This is a genomic window from Massilia sp. CFBP 13721 (genome assembly GCF_014842025.1).
Classification (GTDB): domain Bacteria; phylum Pseudomonadota; class Gammaproteobacteria; order Burkholderiales; family Burkholderiaceae_D; genus Telluria.
Genome location: NZ_JACYUY010000009.1, coordinates 50,488 through 64,075 on the forward strand (window position 1 = coordinate 50,488; position 13,588 = coordinate 64,075).

The window sequence follows — 13,588 nt, forward strand, 5'->3', positions numbered from 1 at the left end:
GCCCAGCTGGAGCAGGTCCGCTTCCATTCGCGCCAGTAAAACCCGCACGGCAACACGCGGGTCCGCGGCGGTTGCGCCGCCGCGGACCCCGCGCATCAGCCTTCGGGCCCTGCCTCCAGTGCCCGCGACATGGCCGCGGCCAGCACCTGCACCTGGGGTTCCTGGATCACGCCCTGGTGCGTGCCTCCCACCGGCACCGTGCGCAAGCCCGGGCCCAGCAAGCCGGTCCAGTCGCGCTCGCCGGTCGGCGCCAGGTCGGCCGCCGTGAAATGCCAGGCAGGCACCGCCAGCGGCGCCGGCCGGTACGCGGCGGCCATGGCCATGACGGCGTTCATGTTGGCGGCCCAGCGCTTCACTTCGTCCAGGCCCAGCTCGCGCGGGAACAGCGCCATGTCCTGGCACAGCGCCAGTGCCTGCTCGGCGTCGCCCGATGCGGCCAGCCTTTCCAGCACCGCGCCGTCGATTGCCGGATGCTGGATGCGCACGTACAGCATCAGCGTCTGCAGCGTGCCGACGGCGCCGCCCCAGTCGTCACGGTCCGGACGGTAGCTGTCGACCAGGCCGAGGAAGCCGATCTCCTCGCCGGCGGCCGCCAGCTGGGCCGCAATTTCGTAGGCCAGCACGCCGCCGAAGGAATGGCCGGCGATGCGGTAGGGTCCGTGCGCCTGGACGGCGCGGATCGACCGGACGTGGTGCGCCGCCAGTTGCGCGACCGTCCGGTAGCGGGCGCCGTCGTCCATCGACAAGCCATGGACGGCAATGCCCGCGGCGATCCTGCGCGCGAGCGGGAACAGCGGGAAGATATCGCCCGTGATCTCGTGTACCAGGAACAGCGGCGCGGCGCCGTCCCCTTCGCGCATGGCCAGCACGCCATCGGCGCCGCTGCCGGCCCCGATGGCCGGTCCGGCGTCCGCGTCCAGCGAGCGCGCCATCGCTTCCACCGTCGGGAAGCGGAAGAACGCGTCGAGCCCGACCTCGATGCCGGCCTGGCGCAGGCGATTGGCCGCGACCACGGCCAGCAGCGAATGGCCGCCCAGTTCGAAGAAGTTGTCCTGCCGCCCCACCTGGCCGCGCTGCAGCAGCTCGGCCCAGACCGTGGCGATGGTGTGCTCGCTCGCACCCTGCGGCCGCTGGTAGGCGTGCGCCGGCCAGGCCTGCGCCGCATGGGCATGCGCTTCGGTCGCGGCCAGCGCCTTGCGATCGACCTTGCCGCTGACCGTCAGGGGCAGCGTGTCCAGGCGGACGAATGCGGCCGGCACCATGTAGGGCGGCAGCAGCGCGCCCAGCCAGGCGCGCAGTTGCGCGACGTCGGTGCCGGCGTGTGCGCCGGCGCGCGCGTCTTCGACCAGGTAGGCCACCAGGCGCTTGTCGCCGGGGCTGTCCTCGCGCGCGACGACCACCGCCTCGCGCAGCGCCGGATGGCGGTTCAGGTGCGCTTCGATTTCGCCCAGTTCGATGCGAAAGCCGCGGATCTTGACCTGTTCGTCGTTGCGCCCCAGGTACTCGACGCTGCCGTCGGCGCGGAATCGTCCCAGGTCGCCGCTCCGGTACAGGCGCGCGCCGGGCGTGGCGCCAAACGGGTCGGGCACGAAACGCGCCGCGCTCAGGCCCGGGCGGCCGAGGTAGCCGCGGCTCACGCCCGTCCCGCCGATGAAGATCTCGCCGGCCACCCCGACCGGCACCGCGGCGCCATGCGCGTCCAGGATGTGGATCCGGGAATTGCACAGCGGACGCCCGATCAGGGCGGCGTCCAGGCCGGCGTCTTCCAGCACGCACATGGCCGCCGTCACCGTGGTTTCGGTCGGTCCGTAGGCGTTGACCAGGCGCGGCAGCGTGCCGCCGTGCGCGAACCAGCGCGCCACGAATGCGGGATTGACCTTCTCGCCGCCGATGATCACCTGGCGCACCGCCGGCGCGGAAGTCGGCGCGGAAGTCGGCGCGGCAGCCGGGCCGGCGTCGATCACCAGCTGCTGCCAGAACGCGGTCGGCAGGTTCAGCACCGTGACCTCGGCATCCTGGCAATGGCGCCAGAAGCGCATGCCGCCATCGAGCCAGGCGTCGGTTCGCAGCACCAGCGCCGCGCCCGAACACAGCGCGCCGAAGCATTCCTCGACCCATACGTCGAAGCTGGGCGCGGCGAACTGCAGCACGCGGTCGCCGGCAGTCAGCGCATAGGCGCGCCGCGCCGCGCCCACCAGCGCCACCGCCTGGCGGTGTTCGACCATCACGCCTTTCGGCTTGCCGGTCGAGCCCGAGGTATAGATCACGTAGGCCAGCCCCTGCGGCGCCGGGGCCGCCGGCGCGGGGCCGCACCAGGCCGCGCCCGCGGCAACGGCCTGCGCCAGGGTCAGCGCGGCCGGGCCGCCCGCGGGCAGGGCGTCGGCCAGGCCCGCTTCGCTCAGCACCAGCGCCGGACGGGCGTCGTCCAGCATCCAGGCCAGGCGCTCCGGCGGACTGTTGGGATCGAGCGGCAGGTAGGCCGCACCCGCCTTGAGCACGCCCAGCACCGCGGCCACCAGTTCGATGCCGGGCGCGAGATACAGCGCCACCAGCTGGCCGGGCCCGATGCCGCGCGCGCGCAGGCCGGCCGCCAGCCGCCGCGCCTGCGCATCGAGCGCCGCGTAGCCGAGCTGCCTGCCTTCCTGCACCAATGCGACCGCGTCCGGCGCCTGCGCCGCCACCGCTTCGAACCAGCCGTGCAGGCTGGCGTGCGTCGCCGGCGCGGCATCGAAGCCGCCGTTGAAGCCTTGGGTCACGCAGGCGCGCTGGGCTTCGTCGAGCAGGCTGATCGCGTCCAGCGCCGGCGCCTCGTCGCCCACCATGGTGTCGAGCACCTGGATGAAATGGGCGACCCAGCGTTCGATCGTCGCGCGCTCGAACAGGTCGCTGGCATAGCCCATGGCGCCGGCGATCTGCTCGCCGGCTTCCTGCAGCGACAGCGACAGGTCGAACTGTTCGGTGTCGCCCGCCATCCCCTCGGCGCTCAGTTCCAGGCCGGGCAAGCCACCGGCGCCCTGCGGTGTGTTGTCGAGCGTGAGCATGACCTGGAATACCGGGCTGCTGCCCAGGCTGCGCTCGGGCCGCAGCGCTTCCACCAGCTTCTCGAACGGCAGGTCCTGGTGGGCATAAGCCGAGAGGGTCGTCTCCTTGACCTGGCGCAGCAGTGCCGCCACGCTCATGCCTTCGTCCAGCCGCGCCGGCAGCGCCAGCGTGTTGACGAAGAAGCCGATCAGGCCCTCCAGTTCGGCGCGGTTGCGGTTCGCCACGGGGGTGCCGATCGCGAACTGGCGCTGTCCGCCGAGACGGTACAGCAGGATCGCCAGGCCCGCGAACAGGGTCATGAACAGGGTCGCGTCGTGGCGCCGTGCGAACGCGCGCAAGCGCGCGCTCAGCTCGGCCGTCAGGGCAAACCCGACGCTGCCGCCGCGATAGCTTTGCACCGGCGGACGGGCGTGGTCGGCCGGCAGTTCGAGCAGCGCCGGGATGCCGTCCAGCTGCGCCTTCCAGAAGTCGACCTGGCGCTGCAGCACCTCGCCCTGCAGCCATGCGCGCTGCCACAGCGCGTAGTCGGCATACTGGACCGGCAGCGGCGCCAGCGGGCTGGCCTGCCCTGCGCGCAGGGCCTGGTAGAGTGCGCCGAATTCGCGCAGCAGCAAGCCGATCGACCAGCCGTCGGAGACGATGTGGTGGATCACGAGCATGAACACATGCTCGTCCTCGTCCACGCGCAGCAGCCTGGCGCGCAGCAGCGGACCGGCCGCCAGGTCGAACGGCGCCTGCGCTTCCTGCGCGCAGTAGCGCCGCAGCGCCGCCTCGCGCTCGTCCGGCGCCAGCGCGCGCAGGTCGTCGCTGCGCAGCGCGCAAGGCGCCGCCGGCACGACCACCTGCACCGGCGCGCCGCCGGACTCGGTGAACACGGTACGCAGGCTTTCGTGGCGCGCGACCAGGGCGTCGAGCGCTCCCTGGAAGGCGCGATGATCGATGGCGCCGCGGATGCGCAGCGGCAGCGACATGTGATAGGCGGCGCTGGCGCCGTCGAGCTGGCACAGGAACCACAGCCGCTGCTGTGCGAACGACAGCGGCAAGGCGGCGGCATCGGGTGCGCGCGCGGGAATCGCTTCCTGCACGGCGCCCCCGGCGCGCGTCAGCTGGCGCGCCAGCGCGTGGATGGTCGGATGTTCGAACAGCGTGCGCAGGGCCAGCTCGCGCCCCAGGCCGCGGCGCACGCGGGTGATCAGTTGCAGCGCCAGCAGCGAGTGGCCGCCCAGTGCGAAGAAATCATCGTGCCTGCCGACAGGCCCGGTGCGCAGCAGTTCCTGCCACCAGCCGGCCAGCATGATTTCCATTTCGCCCTGCGGCGCCTGGCCGGCACCAGGACCGGCGCCGGCGTCGAAGCCGGGCGCCGGCAGCGCCTTGCGGTCCAGCTTGCCGTTCGGCGTGAGCGGGAAAGCATCTAGCAGGACGAACGCGGCCGGCACCATGTACTCGGGCAGCGCCGCCTGCAGGTGGGCGCGCAGCTGGGCGGCATCAGGAGCGGCCGTGCCCGGCGCATCGGCCGCGGTCACATAGGCCACCAGGCGCGCGGCGCCGCCCTCGTCGGTGCGCGCCATGACGCTGGCGGCGCCGACCGCCGGGTGCTTCGCCAGCTGGGCTTCGATGTCGCCGAGCTCGATGCGGAAGCCGCGTATCTTCACTTGCTGATCGTTGCGGCCCAGGCAGGCGATGCTGCCATCCTCGCGCCAGCATCCGAGGTCGCCGGTGGCGTACATGCGCGCGCCCGGCACCGCGCTCAGCGCATCGGGCACGAAGCGCTGCGCGGTCAAGGCCGGCTGCCCGAAGTAGCCGCGCCCCACCGGGGTGCCGCCGATGTAGATTTCGCCGGCCACGCCGACCGGCACCGGCCGCATGCGCCCGTCGAGCACGTACAGCCTGGTGTTCGAGAGCGGCCGCCCGATCGGCACCGACGGCTCGCCGCCGCGGCAGGTCCAGTGGCTGACCTCGATCGCCGTTTCGGTCGGGCCGTACATATTGTTCAGCGTCGCCCGCGGCAACGCCGCCATGCAGCGCGCCGCCACCTCGGCCGGCAGCATCTCGCCGCTGCACACGATCGTGCGCAGGCTGGCGCAGCCGCCTTCCACGCCGTGGTCGAGGAAGACCTGCAGCATCGAGGGCACGAAGTGCAGCGCGTCGATCGACGCCGCTTCGATCAGGGCGCGCAGGTAGGCCGGGTCCTTGTGGCCCTCGGGACGGGCCAGCACCAGGGTCGCGCCGCAGGTGAGCGCCCAGAACAGCTCCCAGACCGAGACGTCGAAACTGTACGGGGTCTTCTGCAGCAGCCTGTCGTGCGGCGCCAGCGGCAGCTTGTGCTGCATCCAGCGCAGCCGGTTGACGATGGCGCGCTGCTCGTTCATGGCGCCTTTCGGCTTGCCCGTCGAACCGGAGGTGTAGATGACGTACATCAGGCTCGCCGGCGCCTGGACAGCCGGCGCCGCCGTCGTGGCCGCGGCTTGCGCCGCGATCGCGTCCCAACCCGCGTCGAGCACCAGCGCTTCCACGCCCAGCCCGGCCAGCGCCGGCGCGAAGCGCTCCTGGGTGAGGACGATGCGCGCGCCCGAATCGGCCAGCATCTGCGCCAGCCGCGCGCGCGGATTGGTCGGGTCGAGCGGCACGTAGGCGGCGCCTGCCTTCAGGATGCCCAGCAGGCCGATCGTCATCTCGAGGCTGCGTTCGACGCACACCGCGACCAGCTGGTCGGTCCCGACGCCGCGTGCGCGCAGGCAGGCCGCCAGCTGGTTCGCACGGTGGTCCAGCTCCGCATAGCTCAGCTGGGCGCCTTCGAATGCCAGCGCCACGACGTCGGGGGTGGCGCGCGCCTGCGCTTCGAACATGGCGTGCACCGACGGCGCCGGCGGCGCGCTGTCGGCGCCGTGGCCAAAGGCCGCGATGCGCGCCAGCTCGTCGCCCAGCAGGCGTGCGCGCTCGAGCGGGGCGGCCGGATCGGCCGTCATCGCGGCGAGGATATTGCGCACGAACTGGCCGATGCGCTGTTGGAAGGCGGCATCGAACACGGTCGGGTCGAGCGCCACGCGCAGCACGTGGCGGTTCGACGCATCGTTCTTCTGCACGTCGACGCTGAACTTGTAGTTGGTCTGGTCCAGGCCCAGGCTGCCGCTGCCGATCACGCCCGAGTCGGCCCCGGCGTTGCTGATGACGTGGAAGTTGGTGAAGTTGAACAGCGATGCCGAGCAATCCAGGCGCAGGTCGGCCTGGATCTGCGCCAGCGGATAGTGGCGGTGCGCCTGGTGCTGGGCCAGCAGCGTGTTCACCTCGACGATCAGCGCGTTCCAGCTGGCCGCGCCGGTATCCACCTGCAGCGGCAGCGAATTGAGGAACAGGCCGACGGTCTTGTCGGCGCCGGCGATTTCGGGACGGCCGTGCGTGACCACCGAGCCGAGGATGCGGTCATGCCCGTCCAGCAGCGCCGTCAGCGCCAGGTAGACGGTGCACCAGGCGCTCTTTTCCTGCACGCCCAGGCGCTCGGCCACGGCGATGACGGCCGCGCTGGTCGCGGCGTCGATCTCGCAGAAGAAGTGGCGGCACTGGCGCTGCGGACTGGCCCCCCACCAGGGCTGGCGCGCGCCTTCGAGCGCGCGCGCCCAGTACTGGCGGTGCGTGTCGTCGGCCAGCGCGGCCAGCTCCAGCGCCATGTAGGCGCTGTACGGCGGCGGCGCCGCCTCGGCTTGCGGCGCCTGGCCCTGCAGCAGCGCTCGATAGGCGGCGAACAGCTCGGCCACCAGGGCGGCATCGCTCCAGCCATCCCACAGCGCGTGGTGAAAACTGAGGCCGAACTGCAGGTGCCGTTCGTCCAGCACCAGCACCCCGATGCGCCACGGATCTTCGATGCGCAGGCCCCTGACTTTTTCCGCCAGCACCCACGCTTCGATCGCGGCCTCGGCCGACAGCGCGGGCTCGCCGCGCAGGTCATGCACCTGGAGCGCCGGCGTGCGCCCGGCGCTGACGAATTGCAGCGGGCGCCCGCCGTGCAGGAAAAATTCGGTGCGCAGCACCGGATGGCGCGCGATCACGTGCCGCAGCGCCTGCTCGAAGCAGGCCGGCTGCCACGCCGCCTCGACGGCGAAGGTGATCACGCAGTGGTAGACGGGCGAATCGGGATGCTGCATCGAATGGAACAGCATGCCCTGCTGCAGCATCGACAGCGGATAGCCGTCGACCACCGCATGGCCCTTGTGCCGCGCCGGCAAGGCGGCCCGTTCCTCGGCGCTCAGCAGCGCGAACGGGGCGACGAATGGGGTTTCGGGCGGCGCGCCGCCCTCCACCACCACCCTGGCCAGTTCGGCCACCGTCGGGTGCGCGAACAGGTCCTTGATGGAAAACTGCAGCTGTTCGGCCCGCGCCGCCGACACCAGCGCGATCGAGCGGATCGAATCGCCGCCGATGGCGAAGTAGTTGTCGCCGGTGCCCACCGGGGTGGTGCTGCCGAGATTGGCCTGCCACAGCGCCGCCAGGCGCGTTTCGAGCGCGCTGGCCGGCGCCGTGTACTGCGCGCGGGCATACGCCGCCGCATCCGGTTGCGGCAGCCGGGCACGGTCGATCTTGCCGTTATTATTGAGCGGGAAGCTGTCGAGCATGACAAAGGCGCCTGGCACCGCGTACTCCGGAATGCGGCCCCTGAGGTGGCGCACCAGTTCGGCGGCCGCGGGCGCGCCGCCCTGCGGCGTGACGTAGGCGACCAGGCTGCGCTCGCCGGGACGCTCCTCGCGCGCCAGCACCAAGACCTCGCCCACGTCCGCGTGCAGGCGCAATGCTTCCTCGACTTCGCCGAGCTCGATGCGAAAACCGCGGATCTTGACCTGGTGGTCGGCGCGGCCGATGAAATCGATGGCGCCGTCGGCGCGCAGGCGCACCAGGTCGCCGGTACGGTACATGCGCGCGCCCGGCGTGGGCGAGAACGGATCGGGCACGAATTTCTGCGCGCTCAGGCGGGGGTCGCCCAGGTAGCCGCGCGCCAGGCCGGCCCCGCCCAGGTGCAGTTCGCCGACCGCGCCCAGCGGCGCCAGCTGGCCGTCCTGCAGCACGTACGCGCGCGTGTTCGCCAGCGGCATGCCGATCGGCGCCTGGCGCCCGGCCAGGAAGCGCGCGCGCTCGAGTGCGAAGCCGGTGGCGAAGGTGGTGCATTCGGTCGGACCATACACGTGCAGCAGCTGGCGCGGCGCGCCGTGTTCGAGCACGCGCGCGATCGCGTCGGGCGAACAGGCTTCGCCGCCGAAGAGCAGCTGGTCGAGCGCGGCAAACGCCTGCGGTATCTCGTGGCTGATGCGGTTGAACAGCGCCGTGGTGATGAACAGCGACGTCACCTGCTGGGCGCGCAGGCAGTGCGCCAGCGCCTCGGGCGCCAGCAGCGTCTCCTTGTCGACCAGCAGCACGCGCGCACCCGCCAGCAGCGGCGACCACAATTCGTAGGTGATGGCATCGAAAGCGCAGCTGGCCGCCTGCGCCACCACGGCGTCGGCGCCAACCGTGACGGCGTCGCCGCTCGCGACCAGGCTGACGATGTTGGCATGGCTGACCGGCACGCCCTTGGGCACGCCGGTACTGCCGGAGGTGAAGATGACATAGGCGAGCCGGTCCGGCGTGACCGCCAGCGCGGGCGCCGTGGCGGAATCGTGCGCGCCGGCCGCAGCGTCGTCGGCGCCGTCGTCGGCACCGTCCAGCGCCAGGGTGCGGCAGCCGTCGAGGAACGCCAGTTCGCCGATCAGGTGGCGCTGGCTCAGGATCACGCCGCAGGCGGCGGCGCCGACCATCTGGCGCAGGCGCGGCTCCGGATAGGCCGGATCGAGCGGCACGTAGGCGGCGCCGGCCTTCAGGATGGCGAGCATGCCGACCACCATGTCGAACGAGCGCTCCACGCACAGTCCGACGCAGCTGTCCGGCGCGACGCCCAGCGCCAGCAGGCGCTGCGCGACCCGGTTGGCGCGCCGTTCCAGCGCGCCGTAGCTCAGGTGCGCGCCGCCCGCGACCAGGGCCACCGCGTCGGGCCGGGCGGCGGCGCGGGCGGCGAACAGCGCGTGCACGCTGGCGTCGGGAAAGGCGCGCGCGGTAGCGTTCCACCCGTCCAGCTGCAGGCGGCGCTCGTCGCGGCCCAGGAAGTCGAGTTCGGCCAGCGCCAGGTCGGGCTGGCGCGCCACCGCCGCGAGCAGGCCCTGGAAATGACCCAGCATGCGCTCGATCGTGGCCGCGTCGAACAGGTCGCTGCTGTACTCCATGCTGCCCAGCAGGCCGCCGTCGCCCAGCGACGACAGGATCAGGCTCAGGTCGTAGCGCGCCACGCCCGCCTCCCCCTCGCACTGGGCGAACTGCAGGGGTTCGAGCGCGATGCCGGGAAAGGCGGCGGCCTGCACCGGCGTGTCGACCAACGAGATCGAGGCCTGGAACAGCGGCGCGTAGGCCAGGCTGCGCACCGGGTTGAGGCGCTCGACCAGGTGTTCGAAGGGCACATCCTGGTTCGCATACGCCTGCAGCGCCATCGCGCGGGTGGCGCCCAGCAGGGTGCGGAAGGTGGATGCGCCGCCCTCGGCGGACAAGTCGAAGCGCAGCACCAGGTTGTTCAGGAAGAAGCCGATCATGGCCTCGGTTTCGCTGCGCTGGCGGTTGGCCACCGGGGTGCCGATGGCGACGTCGTGCTGGCGCGCATAGCGGCCCAGCAGCAGTGCGAAGGCCGCTCCCAGGCACATGAACAGGGTGCTGCCGCAGCTGCGGTTCAGTTCCTGCAGGCGTGCGACGAGTTCCGCGCCGACCACGAAATTGATGGTGGCGCCGCGGAAGCTCTGCTCGGCCGGACGCGGGCGGTCGGTGGGCAGTTCCAGCAGCGGCGGCAGGCCGGCCAGCTGCCGCTCCCAATAGGCCAGCTGGCCGGCCATCAGTTCCCCGTCCAGGTGGCGCCGCTGCCAGCGCGCGTAGTCGGCGAACTGGATCGGCAGCGGCGCCGGCGGCGCGCACTCGGCGGCGCCGGTCGCGGCGCCATAGAATTGCGCCAGCTCCCTGAAAAAGACGCCCATCGACCAGCCGTCGAAGACGATGTGGTGAAAGCTCGCCAGCAGCACCAGTTGGCCGTCGAAGGCGGTGCGCAGCAGGCGCAGGCGCGTCAGCGGTTCGCCCGCGAGGTCATAGCAATACCCGCGTTCGGCCAGGTGGCGCGCGCGCAGCTGCGCTTCGCTGGCGATGTCTTCGACGACCACCCAGCCGCCGCCGGGAGGATCGGCCAGTTGTACCGCCTGGCCGTCGATCTCGGCGAAGCGGGTGCGCAGGATGGCGTGGCGGTCGACGATCGCGTCCAGGCTGCGCACCAGCGCGTCCTCGTCGACCGAGCCGCGCAGGCGCAGGGCGAGCGGAATCGTGTACACCGCGTTGGGCGCCATCATGCGGCTCAGGAACCACAGGCGCTGCTGCGAAAACGCCAGCGGCGCGCCGACGGCCGACGCCGCCGCATCCGCTGCGAGCGGCGCCGGCGCGGCGGCGCTGCCGTCGATGCGGCCATCGATGCGATTATCAATAAAACGTGCCTGGGCCTGCAAGGTCTGCTGCTCGAACACGTCGCGCAGCGACAGTTCCACCCCGAAGGCGTCGCGGATGCGCGCCACCAGCTGGGCCCCGATCAGCGAATAGCCGCCGACCAGGAAAAAATTATCGTCGCGCCCTACCCGGCGGCCGGGAATCAGCGCTTCCCAGAGCGCGGCCAGCAGTGCTTCGGTGCGTCCCTGGGGCGGCGCACTGTCGGGTACGACGGTGTCGCCGCGCAGCGCGAGCGCGCGCCGGTCCACTTCGCCGTCGGCCAGCGCGGGCAGCTGGTCCAGCACGCGCAGGCGCGCCGGCAGCAATTGCGGCGCCGGGTCCTGCTTGAGCCGCGCCAGCAGTTCGCCCAGCGTGGCGCCGGCCGCGTCGGCGCCGCCGCGGACGAACACGGTCCACTGGCCGCCGGCCGCCACCATGGTCGGCTGCTGCGAGGGCGCGGCCGCGCGCAGCAAGGCTTCGCTGGCGGCGGCCAGGAAGGCGGCGACGCGGGCGCGGCGCCGCTGCCTTGCCGTCGGCGGCGCGATGCGGCAGCTGCCATCCTTTTCCATCACCGCGCGCACGCCGGTGCGCACCAGGCGCTCTCCCTGGGCGAGCGGATGCTCGGCGTGGAAGGCGGCGGCGACGCCGGCCAGGCGCACGTTCGCCAGGCACAGTTCGCCGGCGGTGCCGAGCGGCGCCAGCGCGGCGCCGTCGAGCACCGCCATCGGCAGCCCCGGGCACAGCTTGCCGTCGTATTGCGGGCCCTGGAGACTGGCCTGCCAATCCCACACCTGCCCCTTGCCGAAGGCGCCGGCCATCGACGCCAGCACCGGGCTGAACCACCAGGCCAGCGCCGCCGCGGCCGAGTGCACGGCCGACTGGCATTCGGCCATGCGCAGCAGGCAGTCGAGGAAAGCCGGTTCGTCCAGTTCGGCTTCGAGCAGCTTGCCCGAGCCGTGCACCATGTGAAAGCGCAGCGCCGGCGGCGGCGACAGCGGCGCCGCGTAACGGATGCGCGGGCCGCCCGGCAGCCAGGCGAACGCGCTCGGGTCGGACGCGTCGATCACCAGCGAGACCCCGGCCGAGGCCAGCAGGTGGCGCCGGCGCAGCGCGCTCCGGGTCGGCGCGATGAAGTACACGGTGGCGCCGATCTTGTGGATCGCCAGCACGGCGACGAGCAGGTCGGCCCCGGGGTGCTCGATCACGCCGATGCATTGCGGGCCGGTGCCGTCGTCGCAGGCGAGCAGGCTGGCCAGCGCATCGGCGCGCCGCAGGATGCTCGCGAAGTCGTGTTCGCCGTGGCGGTCGCGCACCACGATCGTGCGCTGCGGCTGCGCCGCGACGAAATCGAGGAAGCTCGCGTGCGTTCCGGCCTTGCTGCCGGAACGCTGCGCGGCGCGGTACGGCAGGCGGTCCCACGGGGTGACCAGCGCATATTCCTGGATTGGCAGTTCGGGCTGCTCGACGATCTGCTCGAGCAGCAGCAGATACTGGGCCAGCAGGTTGTCGATGGTGTCGCGCTCGAACAGGTCGCTGCTGTACTCCATCACGCCGAGGATGCCGCCCGCGGTTTCGGTCAGGTTGAAGGTCAGGTCGTAGCGCGCCACGGCCTGCTGCGATGCCGGCACCAGGGCCGACAGTTGCAGCGCGCCCGACTGCGTCGACTCGACCGGGGCGTTCTGCAGGGCGAACATGACCTGGAACAGGGGCGACTTGTTGAGGTCGCGTTCGGGCTCGATCGTCTCGACCAGGTATTCGAACGGGATATCCTGGCGCGCGTAGGCCTCGAGCACGGTGTCGCGGGTACGGCGCAGCACCTCGTCGAAGGTCGGATCCTGGCCCAGGTCGCAGCGCAGCACCAGGATGTTGACGAAAAAGCCGATCAGGCCCTCGGTCTCGCGCCGGGTGCGGTTGGCCACCGGGGTGCCGATCGGGATGTCTTCTTCGCCGCAGCGGCGCGCCAGCAGGACGCTGAACGCCGCGAACAGGCACATGAACAGGGTGGAATCGGACCGCAGGCCGAGCAGGCGGATCCGTTCGGTGAGCGCCCGCGGCACCTCGAGATAGGCCAGGCCGCCGCGAAAGCTTTGCTGCGGCGGACGCGGCGCGTCGAACGGCAGCGCGATCTCCGGCGGCAGGCCGCGCAGCTGGTTGCGCCAGTAATCGGCCTGGCGCGCCAGCACGTCGCGCCCCAGGCTCTCCTGCTGCCAGTGGGCGTAGTCGGCATACTGGATCGGCAGTGGCGCCAGTTCCGGCGCGCGCCCCTCGCTGGCGGCGCAATAGGCCGCGATCAGTTCGTTGAAGAATACGCCCAGCGACCAGGCGTCGGAAACAATATGGTGCATCGTCACGACCAGCACGTGCTGCTCCGGCCCTTCGCGCAGCAGGCGCACCCGGATCAGGCGCTCTTCGGCCAGGCGAAACACGTGGCGCCGCTCGGCTTCCCAGATCGCCTGCACTTCCTGTTCGCCGGCCACGTTTTCCGGCGCCGGCGCCAGCGGCGTGGGTGGATCGAGCACCGGCACCGGGCTGCCGTCCCGGTTGGCGAAGCGGGTACGCAGCACCGCGTGCCGCGCCAGGATCGCGTCCAGGCTCTGCCCCAGGCAGGCGACGTCGAGCGCGCCATGCAAGCGCACCGCCAGCGACATGTTGTAGGCGTGGTGGGCGCCCATGATCTGGTCGAGCAGCCATAGCCGCTGCTGCGAGAACGACAGGCGGGTGGCCGGCCCGGCAAGCGGGACGATGGCCTCGGCGGCGGACCTGGCGCTGGCCTGGTGTTTGCGTAATCGCGCTTTCAGCAAGTCCTTCGCCGAGCCAGGAGCGGGAACCAGGGGACCACCGTCGAAATGTATCATTCTCTATCCAAACCAGTTGAGCACAATCAGTCGAGGCCCCGGCGACACCGGGGCGCGCGCGGCCTTTCTTCCGCGCGCACGTAGCAAGATTGGTCAGGATAGGGGAGAGATATTACGTTCAGATGTCGGTGGCGCCGAAAACCGGCGCCCTGTCAAGACGGGCG

The 13,588-nt window shown here is 71.7% G+C and carries 1 protein-coding gene; it reads right to left on the reverse strand.

What is annotated here, in order from left to right; translation table 11 throughout:
- Positions 1–95: 95 nt before the first annotated feature.
- A complete protein-coding gene (locus IFT60_RS10920) occupies positions 96–13,424 on the reverse strand; it encodes a non-ribosomal peptide synthetase (protein WP_192051999.1) in 13,329 nt (4,442 codons plus the stop codon).
- Positions 13,425–13,588: the final 164 nt, after the last annotated feature.